Origin of the sequence: Shimia sp. FJ5, from assembly GCF_032918335.1 — a bacterium.
GTDB lineage: Bacteria > Pseudomonadota > Alphaproteobacteria > Rhodobacterales > Rhodobacteraceae > Shimia > Shimia aestuarii_A.
On sequence record NZ_JAWJUV010000001.1, the window covers coordinates 323,104 to 339,691 of the forward strand.

General features: G+C 61.0%; 14 protein-coding genes. 11 read left to right on the forward strand and 3 right to left on the reverse strand.

Annotated features, from left to right (window positions below):
• The first annotated feature begins 1 nt into the window (after position 1).
• Genes R1W01_RS01745 through R1W01_RS01755 form a run of 3 tightly spaced genes read left to right on the forward strand, consistent with a single transcriptional unit; the run spans position 2 to position 2,603 of the window.
• The gene (locus R1W01_RS01745) at positions 2-1,087 is read left to right on the forward strand and encodes an ATP phosphoribosyltransferase regulatory subunit (protein WP_297757295.1); all 1,086 of its coding nucleotides are present in this window, start codon (positions 2-4) and stop codon (positions 1,085-1,087) included.
• A complete protein-coding gene (hisG, locus tag R1W01_RS01750) occupies positions 1,084-1,782 on the forward strand; it encodes an ATP phosphoribosyltransferase (RefSeq protein ID WP_297757298.1) in 699 nt (232 codons plus the stop codon). Before R1W01_RS01745 ends, hisG begins: the two co-directional genes overlap by 4 nt.
• A gap of 59 nt (positions 1,783-1,841) precedes the next feature.
• A complete protein-coding gene (locus R1W01_RS01755; protein WP_243611225.1) occupies positions 1,842-2,603 on the forward strand; it encodes an ion channel in 762 nt (253 codons plus the stop codon).
• Between the two features lie 2 nt (positions 2,604-2,605).
• Here R1W01_RS01755 and R1W01_RS01760 read toward each other — a convergent pair whose 3' ends face one another.
• Positions 2,606-3,037: a DUF1489 family protein gene (locus R1W01_RS01760; protein WP_297757817.1), complete on the reverse strand. Its 432-nt coding sequence runs from the start codon at positions 3,035-3,037 to the stop codon at positions 2,606-2,608.
• A gap of 180 nt (positions 3,038-3,217) precedes the next feature.
• Here R1W01_RS01760 and R1W01_RS01765 point away from each other — a divergent pair, with 180 nt between their 5' ends.
• Positions 3,218-5,497: an adenosylcobalamin-dependent ribonucleoside-diphosphate reductase gene (locus R1W01_RS01765; protein WP_297757302.1), complete on the forward strand. Its 2,280-nt coding sequence runs from the start codon at positions 3,218-3,220 to the stop codon at positions 5,495-5,497.
• A 308-nt stretch (positions 5,498-5,805) separates the two neighbouring features.
• Here the strand turns inward: R1W01_RS01765 and R1W01_RS01770 are convergent, their stop codons facing one another.
• Positions 5,806-6,480, reverse strand: coding sequence for a hypothetical protein (locus R1W01_RS01770; RefSeq protein WP_297757305.1), 675 nt, complete (start codon positions 6,478-6,480; stop codon positions 5,806-5,808).
• 327 nt (positions 6,481-6,807) lie between these two features.
• On the opposite strand from R1W01_RS01770, the gene R1W01_RS01775 reads away from it, so the two are divergent.
• From R1W01_RS01775 to R1W01_RS01795, 5 genes are all read left to right on the forward strand, one after another.
• Positions 6,808-7,422, forward strand: a complete 615-nt coding sequence (locus R1W01_RS01775) for a hypothetical protein (protein WP_243614118.1) — start codon at positions 6,808-6,810, stop codon at positions 7,420-7,422.
• Positions 7,423-7,499: 77 nt separating this feature from the next.
• Positions 7,500-7,904, forward strand: coding sequence for a DUF2946 family protein (locus tag R1W01_RS01780; protein ID WP_297757310.1), 405 nt, complete (start codon positions 7,500-7,502; stop codon positions 7,902-7,904).
• Between the two features lie 89 nt (positions 7,905-7,993).
• Positions 7,994-10,057 (forward strand): TonB-dependent receptor domain-containing protein, encoded by a 2,064-nt coding sequence (locus R1W01_RS01785; protein WP_297757313.1) that lies wholly within the window; start codon positions 7,994-7,996, stop codon positions 10,055-10,057.
• Positions 10,058-10,299: 242 nt separating this feature from the next.
• Positions 10,300-11,691: an MATE family efflux transporter gene (locus tag R1W01_RS01790; protein WP_243614121.1), complete on the forward strand. Its 1,392-nt coding sequence runs from the start codon at positions 10,300-10,302 to the stop codon at positions 11,689-11,691.
• Complete coding sequence (locus tag R1W01_RS01795; protein ID WP_243614122.1) at positions 11,688-12,107, forward strand: glyoxalase superfamily protein; 420 nt, start codon at positions 11,688-11,690, stop codon at positions 12,105-12,107. The genes R1W01_RS01790 and R1W01_RS01795 overlap by 4 nt, the downstream gene beginning before the upstream one ends.
• On the opposite strand, the gene ade is transcribed toward R1W01_RS01795, so the two are convergent.
• The gene (ade, locus tag R1W01_RS01800) at positions 12,104-13,795 is read right to left on the reverse strand and encodes an adenine deaminase (protein ID WP_297757318.1); all 1,692 of its coding nucleotides are present in this window, start codon (positions 13,793-13,795) and stop codon (positions 12,104-12,106) included. The two genes, R1W01_RS01795 and ade, sit on opposite strands and share 4 nt — an antisense overlap.
• A 429-nt stretch (positions 13,796-14,224) precedes the next feature.
• Here ade and R1W01_RS01805 point away from each other — a divergent pair, with 429 nt between their 5' ends.
• Positions 14,225-15,364: an extracellular solute-binding protein gene (locus R1W01_RS01805; protein ID WP_243614124.1), complete on the forward strand. Its 1,140-nt coding sequence runs from the start codon at positions 14,225-14,227 to the stop codon at positions 15,362-15,364.
• Between the two features lie 107 nt (positions 15,365-15,471).
• Complete coding sequence (locus R1W01_RS01810) at positions 15,472-16,587, forward strand: ABC transporter ATP-binding protein (protein WP_243614125.1); 1,116 nt, start codon at positions 15,472-15,474, stop codon at positions 16,585-16,587.
• Position 16,588 lies beyond the last annotated feature (1 nt).

Genomic DNA, 16,588 nt, shown 5'->3' on the forward strand with positions numbered 1-16,588 from the left:
CATGCCGGCACGGGGAAAAATCCGGGCGCGGGCGGCAGAGCTGCGCGCCATGTTCGAGGCGGAAGGGGCGCAGCCGGTCGAGACCAATGTCTTGCAGCCTGCCGAAGTCCTTCTCGACCTATATGGTGAGGATATCCGGGGGCGCGCCTATGTGACCTCGGACACGCTTCGGGGCGAGCAGATGCTGCGGCCCGATTTCACGGTGCCTGTTGTGCAGATGCATATGGAGCACGGCGCGGAGCCTGCGCGCTATACCTATTCGGGGCAGGTGTTCCGGCGGCAGGAAGACGACGCCAGCAAGGACAATGAGTATACGCAGGTCGGCTATGAGGTCTTTGACCGCGAGAACCCGGCGGCGGCGGATGCGGAGGTTTTCGCGCTGATCCAGTCGGTCGTGGCGCCCTTGGGGCTTCGGGCGGCGACGGGGGATATTGGTGTCCTGATGGCGGCGGTGCAGGGGCTTGAGACGAGCGCGCGGCGCAAGGCTGCGCTGATGCGTCATATCTGGCGGCCGCGTCGGTTCCGGGCGTTGATCGAGCGTTTTGCAGGCCGCGCACCTGTGCCTGCGAGCCGGTCTGCGCTCTTGGCCAAGGCTGATCCGATGGCGATTGACGCGCCGATGATCGGGATGCGCTCGGAAGCGGAGATTGCGGCGCGGATCGAGGCGCTGCGCGAAGACGCCGAGACGCCGCCCTTGTCGGCGGGACAGGTCGAGATGCTCGAGGCGCTCTTGGGCGTGCGCGAGACGCTGCCCTTCGCGCTTGAGCACCTGCGCGATATCACGGTCGATATGCCCGCGATTACCGAGGCGGTGTTCCGGATCAAGGACCGGATGGAGGCGCTTGCCGCGCGCGGCGTCGATGTCGATGCGCTTGAGTTCGAGACGAGCTATGGGCGCACCCAGATGGAATACTATGATGGGTTCGTCTTTGGGTTCTACGCAGAGGGACGGCATGACATGCCGCCTGTCGCGACGGGCGGGCGGTATGATGCGCTGACCCGTGTGCTTGGCCAAGGGCGCGAAATCCCGGCTGTGGGCGGCGTGATCCGCCCGGGCCTGATGCTGCAACTGGAGGGCGTGCTATGACGATCAAGCTTGGCGTGCCGTCCAAGGGGCGGTTGATGGAAAAGACATTCGACTGGTTCGGGGCGCGTGGCGTGACGCTCGCGCGGACCGGATCGGAACGGGAATATGCCGGGGCCGTGGAAGGCGTCGAGGGGGTCGAACTGGTGCTGTTGTCGGCGGGGGAGATCCCGCGCGAACTTGCCGCCGGACGTATCCACTTTGGCGTCACCGGCACGGACCTCGTGCGCGAAAAGCTTGGCCAGTGGGATCAGCAGGTCGAAGAGGTCGAGCCGCTCGGGTTCGGGCAGGCGGATCTGATCATTGCGGTGCCAAAGATTTGGGTGGATGTGGACACGCTCGACGATCTTGACGCGGCGGCGGCGGCGTTCCGGGCGGAACACGGGTTCCGGGTGCGGATCGCGACGAAATATCACCGCCTCGTGCGGGAGTTCCTGCGCGACAATGGCGTTGCGGATTATCAGCTTGTCGACAGCCAAGGCGCGACGGAAGGCACGGTCAAGAACCTGACCGCCGAGGCTGTGGCGGATATCACGTCGACAGGGGATACGCTTCGGGCGAACCACCTGAAGATCCTTGCGGATGGCCTTATCCTCCGCAGTCAGGCGACCCTGTGGCGCAGCCGCAAGGCGCCGGTCGATGACGCGGAAAAGGCGGCGCTCGAGACGTTGGTCGCGAAGCTCGGGGTTGACGGCTAGGCTTGCAGTTGACCGCAGCGCAGGGCTAGGCTTGGCGCGGAAAGAAGCAGGAGGCTGGCGTGCTGGCGCGGCTCAAAGAGCTATACGAGGGGCATGGCCCGGCATCGCATCGGTTTCGCTATGCCCTTCTGATCTTTGATATCCTGACGATCCTGTTTGTGATCGTGACCTCTTTCATTCCCCATACGCCTGCCATCGAGATCACCGACCTCGTGCTTGGTGTGGTGATCCTTGCGGATTTCCTTGTGCGGGTGGCGATTGAGAGGCGGAAGGGGATGTTCTTTCTGCGGGTCGCGACATGGACCGATATCATTGCCATTGTCTCCTTCATTGCGCCGATAGCGGGAGAGGGGCTTGGGTTCCTGCGCATCCTGCGCACACTGCGCCTTCTGCATACCTATCAGCTGCTGCATCGGTTGCGGGCGGATTTCCCTTATTTCCGGCGCAACGAAGAGGTGGTGCTTGCCGCGATCAACCTCGCGGTGTTTCTTTTCGTGATGACCGGCCTGATCTACGCGCTTCAGCACGAGGTCAATCCGGACATCCGCAACTATGCCGACGCGCTCTATTTCACGGTGACGACCCTTACCACGACGGGGTTCGGGGACATCACGCTAAGCGGCACAGGCGGGCGGATGCTCTCGGTCGGGGTGATGATTTTCGGGGTCACGCTTTTCCTACGGCTGGCGCAGGTGCTGTTTCGTCCGCCAAAGGTCAAGGAGACCTGTAAGACCTGTGGGCTCAGCCTGCATGATGCGGACGCGGTGCATTGCAAGCATTGCGGCGCGGTCATTCATATTGAGACAGAAGGCGAGCTCTAGCCCTAAAGGACGCCGATTTCGGCCAGTGCGCGGTTCAGATCTTCGGGGAGGGCGTCTTCTTGATCCCGGCCCGGCGGCAGGTCGCGCGGGCTATCCTCAGGTTTGAGGTAGCGCCAGCCTTGAAACGGACGGCGCAGGGCCGAAGCCGTGCGGTGCAATTCCGGTTCGAGCACAATGGCGCAGCGGCGGATACCGTCCGCGCCGATCACCTCGTCGAGGCGACGAATTTTTTGCCGACACTGGATCGCCCCTTTGATCACCCAATAGATCGAGCCGCCATTGAGCAATTCCGCCTCGCGTTTGGGCCACATGCGGGTGACGTGCCGCGGTAGGCCATCCGGTGTCTGGGCCGCGCGGCTTTCCTGCCAGGCGGCGAGGGTTTCGACGCTTTCTGTGCCGACGGACAGTTTGATGAGATTGACGGTCTTGGTCACTGGGAGCGGCTCTCGTGGAATGAACCTCATATAGTAGGTTAATTCCGAGCAGCGGCAAGGCGTTGTGCCTCAATTGTCATTTCAGGGCATTTTTCCACCCCTCAAAGCGTTGTGTCGCGGGGGTGGTTCGGGTTACTCTGGGAACCTCTTCCGCGAACAGCACCGACAGGGAATCACCGCATGAGCCGCTTTGCCGCCCCGATCGCCGAGTCCATCTGGGACATGAAATACCGCTTCAAAGAGGCCGATGGGACGGCAATCGACAAGACGGTCGAGGATTCGTGGCGTCGAATCGCGCGTGATCTGGCGCGGGTCGAGGACGATTCCAAAGGCTGGGAAGAGAAGTTTTACGGCGCGCTTGAGGATTTCAAATTCCTGCCCGCAGGACGGATCACCGCCGGGGCCGGAACGGGACGGTCCGTGACGCTTTTCAACTGTTTCGTGATGGGCACGATCCCCGACAGCATGGCGGGTATCTTCGACATGCTCAAGGAAGCCGCCCTGACGATGCAGCAGGGGGGCGGGATCGGTTATGATTTCTCGACCATCCGTCCGCGCGGCGCGGATGTGATGGGCGTGGCAGCGGATGCGTCGGGGCCGCTTTCGTTCATGGACGTGTGGGACGCGATGTGCCGCACGATCATGTCCGCCGGATCGCGCCGAGGGGCGATGATGGCGACGATGCGCTGTGATCACCCGGATATCGAACAATTCATCACCGCGAAATCCGATCCGGCGCGGCTTCGGATGTTCAACATGTCGGTGCTTGTCACCGACGCCTTCATGGAAGCCGTGAAGGCGGATGGGCCGTGGGAGCTCAAGTTCGGGGACAAGGTCTATCACACGGTGGATGCGCGCGATCTTTGGAACAAGATCATGCAGTCGACCTATGATTATGCCGAGCCCGGCGTGATCTTTATCGACCGCATCAACCAGATGAATAACATCAGCTATTGCGAGACCATCGCGGCGACGAACCCTTGCGGCGAGCAGCCGCTGCCGCCCTATGGGGCCTGTCTGCTTGGCTCGATCAACCTTGCTCGGCTGGTGAAAGAGCCGTTCGAGGACGCCGCCGCGCTTGACGAGGCGGAGCTTTCGGAGCTTGTCGCGCTGGCGGTGCGGATGATGGACAACGTGGTCGACGCCTCGCGCTTCCCGCTGCCGGAACAGGCTGAAGAGGCGCGCAACAAGCGCCGGATCGGGCTTGGCGTGACAGGTCTTGCCGATGCGCTTTTGATGCTTGGCCTGCGCTATGGCAGCGAAGAGGCGGCAGAGCAGACGGAAAAATGGATGAAGGCGATCGCGCGGGCGTCCTATTTGGCGTCGGTCGACCTTGCCAAGGAGAAGGGCGCGTTCCCGCTTTTCGATAAAGAGAAATATGTCTCCGGTGGGCTTGTCGCGCATATGGATGAAGACGTGAAGGCGGCAATTGCCGAGCATGGTATTCGCAATGCGCTTTTGACGTCTATCGCGCCGACGGGCACAATCAGCCTTTATGCGGGCAATGTCTCGAGCGGGATCGAGCCGGTCTTTGCCTATGCCTATACGCGCAAGGTGCTTCAGAAGGACGGCAGCCGCACCGAGGAAGAGGTTGTCGACTACGCCGTGCAGATGTGGCGCGACAAGTTCGGGGACAAGGCGCTTCCTGACTATTTCGTCAACGCCCAGACCCTGTCGCCCGCCGATCACGTGCGGATGCAGGCGGCGGCGCAATCGTGGATCGACTCGTCGATTTCCAAGACCATCAACTGTCCTGAGGATATCTCCTTTGAGGCGTTCAAAGACGTCTACATGCAGGCTTGGGATACCGGCTGTAAGGGCTGCACGACCTATCGTCCGAATGACGTCACCGGGTCGGTGCTTGCCGTGTCGGAGAAGACGGAAAGTGCGCCGGGCGAGAAACCCGAAGATCACGTCGCCGATGGCGAGGTCATCTATATGGCGGAACCGCTTGAGCGGCCCAAGGCGCTTGAAGGGGCCACGTATAAGCTCAAGTGGCCCGATAGTGAGCACGCGATTTACCTCACTGTGAATGATGTGATCATCAATGGTCATCGCCGTCCCTTCGAGGTCTTCATCAATTCCAAGAACATGGAGCATTACGCCTGGACGCTGGCGCTGACGCGGATGATCTCGGCGGTGTTCCGTCGCGGCGGGGATGTGTCTTTTGTCGTGGAAGAGCTCAAGGCCGTGTTCGACCCGCGCGGTGGGGCGTGGATGGAAGGGAAATACATCCCGTCGATCCTTGCCGCGATCGGCGGCGTGATCGAGCGCCACATGATCGCCATCGGCTTTATCGAGGGCGAGGGTCTTGGCCTCAAGGCAGACCCCACCACCGAAGCTATGGCCGTGGGCGAAGCCCCGCGCGGCAAGGCCTGCCCGTCTTGTGGTCAGTTCGAGATGCGGATGGTCGAAGGCTGCATGACCTGTGCGAGCTGTGGCCACTCCAAATGCGGCTAGGCTAGGGTCCACCGCAGGAAGGTTGTTTCGGCGGGCAATTGAGAGCCATTCCGGCCAAAAAAACGGAATTTTGCTGGGTGTAAAATGACCAGTGGAACCTAAGCCTCTGATATTTCTTAAATTGAGGAGCTCTGGTCCGAGAGATCCATCAAAGAAAGCCGCGGCCGGGGACTGTCGATCCCGACCGCACCCATCTTTTCGGAGAGGGTGTGATGTTATAAATGTTCCCCATCGCCGTCAGAAGGCTCAATGCCCGCCGGCGGCGATCATGGGAGGCCCCTTTCAAGCCACTTCATTGGTGGGGTAGTTCACTCGTTCGATGTGACAACCAATCCACCGATCATCACAGCGCGGTCCGCAGCAAAGGCGGCATTAGCCACGTCGGAGAGCCGCACTTCCAACTCACCTCGGCGATCCATTGAGGAAACCGTGGCGAAGGTGATGGGAGTGTCGTTTACGAACGCGCCCTCAGCCTGGAACTCCATTGCGGTACGCCCATCATTTATTACATTTGCGGTCAGGAAAGGTTTTGGGTCGTAGGTCGCCATGCTGGTCAGGTTGTTCGGCAGTGCATCCCAGAGCTGTCGGGAGGCTGCGTCATTCGGTATGAAAAGCACAGTCAGCGTGCCGGTTTCTTGTACAAATACTGCGACCGAGACCGGTTCGCTCGCTTGCGCTTCAGTGGTTTTGAGGTCGTAAAGGGAAGTTGTCACGCGCATCTGTAGGATGGTGTCTAATCCGATGTTCTCGCAGGTGCGGAACTCGGCGGCCTGAAAGCTAGACGCATAGGCCGCGGTGATCGCCTCGGCATGTTCGTTACAAGTGTCCATGCCAGGCATCTCCAGTCCGAGGTTCATGTCCACGGAAAGGGTCTCGCCCTCGGCTACGGCCAACACGTCACTGGTGTAGATGTCCGCCTCGACGAAGGTTTTGCACCCGCTGAGAGTAAGGGCCACCGCGCCCGCCAGAATTGCTCTTTTCAAAATCGGTCCTCTAACTGGTAAATTTGGCGGCACCGTAGCCTCGACCGCATCCGGGTGTCCATGTCCTACTCCGAAATTTTCCGCCTCTCTTGTGGACTCTCCCCGCCTAAATGCCGCGGCTCGGCGCAGATACTTAGCAATTGTATTTCTCAGACGGCCTGAGGAGACCATTTCTGGCTTGATTTGATAAGCGTGTTCACGATTGTGACGAGTTTCCGATGGGCGGGAAGACGCCAATAGGAAGGTCCGGGATTCGGAATCCCGGGCCTTCGGCATTATATAAAAGGTCTTCACCAACCAGCGCGACAGCGCGGAACGGAGTTGACGATGATGTACCTGAAGACAACAGCTGCCCTCTTGCTTCTGGCGACACCGGTGTTCGGAGGCACATATGAGACCCGATGCGAGACCAAGCAGGTTCCGTATCAGGTCAGGGAAGGCGCGAAGCCTGAAAACGTGGTTGGCGGCGCCTTGATTGGCGGCGTTATCGGCAAAGTGGCGACGGGTGAGAACGCGGGCGCTGCGGCCGGGGCGATCATTGGCGGCGCGGTGGCCAACGAGAAGGGCAAGAAGACCGTCACGCGGTATCGTGAGGTTGAGACCTGCTCGAAGGTTTTCGTGCCGGAACGGATCGAAGATACCGAGGCGCTGCGCCTGTCGGTCTCGCGGTTGAACAACGGCGAGTCCGTTAGCCGCGAACGCACGATGGACGTGCAGTTTACCATCGGCACAGCCTATGACGGGTCTTGGGGGCCAAAGTCCCGGCGCACGGCAGAAGAATATCTTGCGAGCCTTGATCCCTCGCCGGATCGGACGCTCTACACGCTCGTGGTCAATGATGTGGTGATCGTGAGCTCGGAGGAGATCGCGTCGATCGACGCGATCCGGGACGCATTGGCCGAAGCTGGCGTTGAATCGCAGGTCTTCACCGACATGCAATAACCAACGCGTCAAAATGCGCTACAGCGGGGGAGGGTTTGCGCTTGCCCCGCTGCTGCTCTTGCGGCACATATTCCAGCATGAAGATGCATAGAGGCTGGATCACGCCCTTGCGGCAGGTTTGCGGGATTTTTCTCGCCGGTCTTCTATTCCTTCAGAGCACCATGGCCTTTGGTGGCGCGTCCGTTGTGGCGGGCGAGAATGGCATCCAGATCGTTATCTGCGGTGCCAATGGTGTTCAGACCGTTACGATAGATGCGGATGGCAATCTCATTGATGAGGCCGGAGGCGAGGGGGCGCCCTCGACGACCGGCCATTGTCCGTTCTGTATCGTTGGTCCCGCGCTGGAACTTGCGTCCCCCGGCGTGGCGCTGCGGGCGGTCTCATTCCACTATGTCTCTTACCAAGCACAGCATGACGTCATCGCGCCGAGGGAGTCCCGGGCGCGCGCGCATGGCATTCGCGCACCACCGGCCATCGCCTGAGGGGTTTTCCCTTTTCCTGATATGAATGGCTCCGGGCGTCTCAAGGCGTGCGGAATTGTCTGACATGCTGAATTCCAGTGGTAAGAAGAATGAACAATACCAATATGATGCGCCTGAGTGCGTATGCGATCCTGCTGTCCTCGTTGTCCTCTGTGGCGGTCGCGCAAGCAACGGAGATGCAGGGGGGCGACAAGGCTGTCCCGCTTGATCCGATCTATGTTGACCAAGACGGGACTGTTGTCGGGGCGAGCAAGATCGTCCTTGGCGATGAGCCGATGATGTCGACCCCGCCTGCCGATGGCGGCGAGTTCCTGCGCCAAGTACCGGGCGTCGCGTCTGGCCGCATGGGCGGTCATGGGCTTGAAATCGTGATCCGGGGGCAATCCCAAAACCAACTCAACATCGTTGATAGTGGCTCTTTCACTTTCGGTGGCTGTCCCAACCGGATGGACCCGCCCGCAGCGACGGCAGGGATTTCGCGCGCCGACAAGATCGTCGTCGAGCGTGGCTATCAGAGCGTCACCAACGGGCCCGGCGGTTCGGGCGGATCGGTGATCCTTGAGCGCGAAGCGCCGGAGTTCGAAGAAGACAAGCGCCTGAGCTTTGGCCTCAGTGCCGGGGTGTCGAGCAATTCGGGCAAGATCAACGTGAATGGTGATTTCGAGCTCGACCTTGGCAAGGGGTTCTATGTGGAGGGCTATGCCGGTTCCAAGACCGCCGACAACTACGAGGATGGCGATGGCACTCCGGTGCGCAGTTCCTATGACCAGAAGAGCGCGGGTCTGACCTTTGGCTATGAGCGCAACGGCGTGGACCTTGCGTTCGATATCGAACGCGACAAGGTCAAGGATGCGCTCTTTCCCGGTGCCGGGATGGACAGCCCGCTTTCGGATACGACAATCTACCGGTTGCGCGGGGGTGTCGATCTCGACGCCGGCATTTTGCGCCGGATCGAAGGGAACCTATTCCTGAGCGAAGTCGATCACGTGATGGATAATTTCACGCTGCGCCCGGCGGGGGCGATGTTTGCCCGCACGCCGACCACCTCAGACACCCACGGCGGGAAGATCGAGGCGCATCTCGCCTTTGGGGCCACCGAGGCAAAAGTTGGCCTTGATCTTGTGTCGAACAACCGCATGGCGACGTTCTACGCGGGTGGGGCGGCTGTGCCGGTGCTCGCGGAAAATCCGGCATTTGCGCGCTTTCTGATGTGGCCGGATGTCACGATCAGCCAGACCGGGCTTTATGGCGAGACGGTCACGACCCTGTCGGATCGCACCACGCTCACGCTTGGCGCGCGCTATGACTATGTGAGGGCCACAGCAGGCGCAGCGGGCACGGTGCCCGGAGGCTCTGCGGCTTCGCCCAACACGTTCTACACCGCGCAATATGGTACGACCTTTGACGCGGCACGCGAAGAGCATAACTTTGGCGGGCTTGCCCGGATCGACTATGCGCTCGACAGCGAAAGCAACGTCTTCATCGGGCTGTCGCGCTCGGTGCGCACGGCGGATGCGACGGAACGTGCGATGGCGCGGAGCAACTGGGTCGGGAATCCGGATATTGCACCGGAAAAGCACCATCAGCTTGACCTCGGCTATGAGCGGGCCGGGGCGAATTACACGTTCAACGCCTCGGTCTATGCCGACCGCGTTAACGACTATATCCTGCGCGATCAGTTCACCGTGCCGGGCGTCACCACCTATCGCAATGTTGATGCGGTCCTGACGGGGATCGAGCTCAACGGAAGCTGGCAGCGTGGCGGTTTCGAGCTTCTTGCCGATGCCACTTATACACGTGGAAAGAACCGGACCGATGGGCGCGATCTTGCGCAGATCCCGCCTCTGAGCGGGAGCATTACGGCGTCCTATGGTCAGGATGCGTGGCGGGCCGGTGGTCGCGTCAACTGGGCCACGGCGCAGGACAAGATCGACCCCGCCCGCGACCCCGGCGCAACGCCGGGTTGGGCAACGCTTGATCTATTCGGCAGCTATGCGTTGAACGCCAATACGACGTTGGTGGCAGGTGTGGATAACGTCTTTGACAAGACCTATGCCAACCACCTGAGCCGCACCAACGTGTTTGACCCGACCATGTTCCAGGTCAATGAACCGGGACGGACGTTGTATATCAGCTTGGAAACGCGCTTCTGAGCCGGTTGGGCCGCGCAGCGTCCCGCGCGGCCCAATCCTTATTCTGTGCGAAAGGGCGGCTTGACAGGCGGTCCGGACGTCACTACCTAGCGCGGCAGGTGACAGACGCCTGCCGCTCGCAGATGGCAACATCTTGGTAAAGTTCTGTATCTCATCGACACTCTGATGACCTTTCCGCGTCTCGCGCGGATGGCAATGCGAGCCCCATCCTACCAAATGCGAGACTCGTTCGAGGTAATGAGATGTCCGAGTCTTCCCAGAATTCCTTTCTCGATGCGCCCCTGTCGCATCTCTACGTGAAAACCGCGCTGCCGATTATCCTTATCATGGGGATGAACGGATTCCTGACCGTGGTCGATGCGTTCTTTCTTGGTCACTACGTGGGCGCGGATGCGCTCTCGGCGGTGACGCTTATCTTCCCGCTCTATATGGTCATCGTCGCGCTGGCGACCTTGGTTGCGAGCGGCATGTCGAGCATCCTTGCGCGCTATCTTGGTGGCGCGCGTCGCGAAGAGGCGCAGCGCCTTTTCGCAAGTGCCCATTGGCTCGCGCTTTGTCTTGGCGGGGTGTTGATCCTGCTCTATCTCGCGGTCGGTGCGCCGATGGTGCAGATCGCGGCGGGCGGTGCGGGAGAGATCGCGGAGATGGCGCAGAGCTACCTGCAAATCCTCGTGGTGTTTTCGCCGGTGCTCTTCATTCTGTCGGTCAATTCCGATGCCCTGCGCAACGAGGGGCGGGTCGGCTTGATGGCGGCGATGAGCCTCTTGGTCTCGCTTAGCAATATCGGGTTCAACTATCTCTTGATTGCGGTCTGGTCCTACGGGGTCGTGGGATCGGCCGTGGGCACCGTGTTGGCGCAGGCCGTGGCCCTTGCGATTATCCTTGCGGTGCGACTTCGCGGGCAGACCACCCTGCGGCCCGGCGCGGTCTTGCGCCATGTAAGCGCCGTCGAGTGGCGGCCTATCCTCGCCCTTGGTGCGCCGCAGAGCCTCAATTTTCTTGGCATTGCGCTTGGTTCGTCGGCGATCCTCATGGCGCTTCAGATGTTCCAGAGCCCGAACTATGCGGCGACGGTCTCGGCCTATGGGATTACCACGCGGGTCATCACATTTGCCTTCCTGCCACTGCTTGGCCTGTCGCAGGCCATGCAGACGATCACCGGCAACAACACCGGGGCGGGCCTCTGGCAGCGGCGGGACCAGAGCCTGCGTGTCGCGGTGTTTTCTGCGCTTGTCTATTGCGGGGCGGTTCAGGTTTTCGTCACGGTTTTCGCGCGGCAGATCGGGGCATCCTTTGTCGATGACCCGCAGGTGATCGCGGAGACGGCTGCGATCCTGCCGGTGATGTCGATGCTCTTTGTTCTTGCCGGGCCGTTGATGATGCTGGCGGCGCATTTTCAAGCTATCGGAGACGCGCCAAGGGCGGCGGTGCTCGGTCTGTCGAAGCCCTATCTCTTTGCCTTGCCGATGACGTTTATCCTTCCGTTTCTCTTTGGGAGCGAGGCGGTCTGGTGGGCCGGGCCAATGGCGGAGCTTATGCTTCTGGGGCTGGCGGCACTTGTCCTATACCAACGATCCCGGCGGGAGATGCTACGCTGGGGCCTGTTTTCATCGGTTGTGGAGGATCGCGCATGACCCGTTTGCCAAGTTTGCAAGACGCCAAGGCCGCCGCAGCGCGCCTGCGCAAGGATGCCGAGGCCGTGGGGCGCAAGTTGGGGCAGGGGCAAGCCCTTGAGCAAGTAGCGCGCCTGCATGGGTTCCGCGATTGGAACGCCATGCGGGCGGCGATCGCCGAAAGGCCGATGTTCGTCGTCGGGGATCGTGTCAGCGGGCGCTACCTGTCTCAGCCGTTCACGGCGGTCCTGCGCAATGTGGAGACTCTTAGCGACGGGTGGGTGCGGCTATCGCTTGACCTTGATGAAGCCGTGGACGTGGTCACTTTCGAGAGCTTTTCGAGCTTTCGCAAACGGGTGCAGGGCACGGTTGGACCCAAGGGGCAATCACGAGAACGCACGTCGGACGGCACGCCGCAGCTTGAGATCGACCTTTAAAGGATCTCGAATTTCAAGACATCGACCATGCCCCGGTCGGTGATCTTGAGCGCGGGAATGACCGGAAGGGCGAGGAAGGCGAGCTGCAGGAAGGGTTCCTCAAGCGTGACGCCGAGCGTGCGCGCGGCGCTTCGCAGTGCGACGAGGCGGTCGCGCACCTCTTCGAACGGCTCGAGGCTCATCAGGCCGGCAACTGGTAGCGCCAGCTCAGCGAGGATTTCGCCGTCGCGTGCCACGACGAAACCGCCTTCGATTTCGGACATGCGGTTTGCCGCGAGCGCCATATCGTCATAGGTCGCCCCGACCACCGCGATATTGTGGTGGTCGTGGCAGACCGTCGAGGCAATGGCACCGGATTTCAGGCCAAAGCCCTTTACGAAGCCACTCGCGATGTTGCCGTTCTTGCCGTGGCGTTCGATGACGGAGATGCGGATCAGGTCGCGCGTCGGGTCCGGACGTTTGTCGCCATCTTGGACGGGGATATCTTCGTGCAGGTGTTCCGTGATGATCTTGCCTTCGAGGATGCCGATGACATCGGTTTCGGCGCGATTGGTGCGGGCGCGGAAATCTTCCGGTGTGACGGTCGGAGCAAGAACCGATTTGCGCCCCACTGGCGGCAGCGTCTTGCGTGCGCCAAAGGCCTTGTCCGTCAGACGTCTCCCGGCGCAGAACACCATTTGCGCGTCACACGTCTCGAGGCTGTCGAGGGCGACGATATCGGCGCGTTTGCCCGGCGCGATATGACCACGATCCTTGAGGCCGAAGGCCTCGGCCGCCGAGAGCGACGCCGCGCGATAGACCGCGAGGGGCGAGGCGCCCCGGGCGATCAGTCGGCGGATCATATAGTCGAGGTGGCCATGCTCGCCAATATCGAGCGGGTTGCGATCATCGGTGCAAAGGCACAGATAGGGCGATGTCGCCTCGGTCAGGACCGGGGCGAGCGCCTCGAGATCCTTGGAGACAGAGCCTTCGCGGATCAACACGCGCATCCCCTTGCGCAGCTTCTCAAGCGCCTCTTCGGCGGTGGTCGCTTCATGTTCGGTTCGGATCCCGGCGGCGATATAGGCGTTGAGGTCTTTGCCAACGAGTTGCGGGCAGTGGCCGTCGATATGGCCGCCCTCGAACAATGAGAGCTTTTCCAGGCACCCCGGATCGCGATGGATCACTCCGGGGTAGTTCATGAACTCCGCAAGCCCGATGCCCGAGGGGTGATCCATAACCTTGGCAAGGTCTTCGGCGCTAAGGGTCGCGCCCGCCGTCTCCATGTGGGTGGAGGGGACGCAGGAGGAGAGCTGCACGCGGATATCCATCAGCGTATGCTCAGAGGCCTCTTGAAAGTAGCGGATGCCGGGCAGGCCGATCACGTTGGCGATCTCATGGGGATCGCAGATCGCCGTGGTGATGCCGCGCGGGGCGACGCACCGGTCGAATTCGAACGGCGTAACGAGAGAGCTTTCGATGTGTAGATGCGTGTCGATGAAGCCGGGCACGAGGGTCAGTCCCGAGACATCAATGATCTCAGTCCCCTCGTACTCTGCGCCGATCCCCACGATCGTATCGTCGCAGATCGCCACATCGCCGTCGATCATCGTGCCGGTGACGACATCGAACACCGTGCCCCCACGCAGCACGATATCTGCGGGCGTATCCCCGCGTCCCTGAGCGATTCTCCGTTCCAGATTCGCCATTTTTGCCGCCTGTTTTTGTCTGTTTGGAAAAAATTTACCCGAGTATCACCGACGCAGGCGCGCGGGTCCAGAGGCTGTCTTGTCTGGGATTTCTACGAAATGTGGCGCCGCTGTGGGCGTCTGCTGCGCTGCGGCGGGGATTCCAAGAAGGTAGACGCAAAGGCGAAGTTGCGTTTAGCTTTGGAGTGATCGGAAATTAGGCACCCGTTTCAGCGGGCTGAGGAAAGTTTACGCTTCGATGCCGAACCATTCAGAATTTCGTTACATAGATGGGGTGAGTTCCTAACGTCTTACAATGAGAGCGCCGATGAAGGCTGCCGTATTCCCGCGTGTCGTTCGGGCGAGAGGATCGCCCGCTGCGACACGAGGACCAACCTTGGAAGAACGGCATTGGGTCGTTCCTGACATTTCTCCAGGAGGGAGTATCTTATGAAGAACCAGAGAACATTCGGCCGTCGCGCCGTTCTTAAATCGGGTGCCGCCGCCGGTGTCGCGGCACTCGCGAGTCCGGCTCTCGTCAGCAAGGCCTTTGCCTCGTCGGGTGAACTGACCCTGATGGACTGGTCGGATTACTGGCCCGAGGACATGCTCGAGAAGTTCACCGCTGAAACCGGTATCAAGGTGAACTATATCGGCATTGGCTCGAACGAAGAGCTTATCAACAAGATGAAAGCCTCGCAGGGGGGCGGCGCGGACCTGATCGGTCCGACCAACAACCGGTCGCTTCAGTGGGGGCCGCTCGACCTGCTTCAGCCGTTCGACATGACCCGTATTCCGATCGAGGCGGCGAACCCGGCGATGGCCAAGATCGGCCCGGATGCCTGGGATTTCGGCGGCAACGGCAACACGTGGATCCCGCATATCTGGGGCACGGAAGGCATGGCGTGGCGTGTCGACAAATGGGCGCCGAAAGATCCCTCGGGCGTGCCGAGCTATGGTGAGATCTGGTCCGAAGAAAACGCGGGCAAGACCATGATCCGCGCCCATTCAGGCATGCTTTGCGCCGGTCTCTACATGGAAGCCGCGGGCGAGTTGGAGCCGGGCTCTGTCTGGGCCGCCTATGGTTCGGAAGAGAAGATGCGCGAGGTCTGGACCCAGATCACCGATTGGTGCATCGCACGCAAACAGGCGCTCAAGCTCATCTGGAACGACGCCGACACCCAGAAGAACGGCCTTCTCAACGATGGCGTTCTCGTTGGTCAGACCTGGGATGGTCCGCCGCTCGCGCTCAAGACGGCGGGCGAGCCGGTCACCTATCAGGCCCCGGCCGAAGGGGCGATGGCATGGGTCGATGGTCTTTCGATGCCGAAGGGCGCACAGAACATTGATGCGGCCTATGAGCTTATCAAGTTCGCCTTTGACCCGGCAAACGCAGGCCCGGCGATCGACAAACATGGCTACAACTCGCCGATTCTCGGCGCGGACAAGCTTGCCGGAGATACATACGCGAAGAACTTCGCCGAGGCCTATCCGGGCGATGCGCTGGCCAACCTCAACGCATGGCCGGCAGAAGCGCCTTGGTACGCGGATGTCCGGACGGAATTCGTGAACCAGTTCCAGAGCGCCTGACGCACAGCACTTCATCGCCCGGCCACACCAAGACGTGGCCGGGCGTTTTCTTGACGGGCCACCCAAACGAGCCCGCGATACGAAAAACAAACGACGGGGAACGGTACATGAGCTCTGGTGTTGCAGTTGATCTGGAGAACATCACGATCAGGTTCGGCGACTTCACGGCGGTGAAGGATGCGAATGTGAATATCAACGGCGGGGATTTCTTCTCGTTCCTTGGCCCGTCTGGATGCGGCAAGACCACGATCCTGCGCGCGGTCTCGGGCTTTCTCGAGCCGAGTGAGGGACGGGTTCTCATCGGGGGCAACGATATGGCCGGGATCGGCCCGAACAAACGCCCCACTGCGCTGATCTTTCAGAACCTTGCGCTGTTCCCACTGATGACCGTCTGGGAGAACATCTCGTTCTCGATGGAAGTCGCCGGGGCGAGCGCCAAGGAGAGACGCCGCCGGGCGGATGAGCTTCTCGACATGATTGCCTTGCCGGGGCAGGGCGACAAGCTGCCGAGCGAACTTTCGGGCGGTCAGAAACAACGGGTCGCGATTGCGCGGGCGCTCTGTGCCAATCCGGACGTTCTCTTGCTTGACGAGCCGCTTTCGGCGCTCGATCTCAAGCTGCGCCAGCATATGCGCACCGAGCTGCGCGAGATTCAGCAGCGCGTGGGTATCACCTTTATCTACATCACCCACGACCAGGGCGAGGCCCTGACCATGTCCGACAACGTGGCGGTGATGAAATCCGGGGTGATCGATCAGATCGCCTCGGGTCATGAGATTTACGACCATCCCGCAACGCCTTTCGTGGCGTCTTTCGTGGGCGAAAACAACGTCTTCCGGGGCCGGATCAAATCCATCGAAGGCGGCGAGGCGATCATCAGCACCAATCGCTCTGGCGACCTTGTGGCGCGGATCACGCCTGCGGAGATCGGCAAGCTATCAGTCGGGGATGAGGCGATGATGTTCGTGCGCCCCGAAGCCTTCGAGGTCGCGCCAGAACAGGGCGGCACCGGTAAGAACCTCGTGTCTGCCAAGGCGGTCAATGAAGAGTTTGAGGGCAATTCCTTTAGTGTCTTCCTCGAGGGAGATGGCGGCAAGCTTATCAAGATGTCGGTGCCCAATCTGGGGCAAGATCGTATCTCGACACGCGGCCATGACCTCACCTTGCGCTATGAGCCGTCCAACGCGGTCGTGATGCGTGCGGGCGAGTTGGCATCGGAGTAAG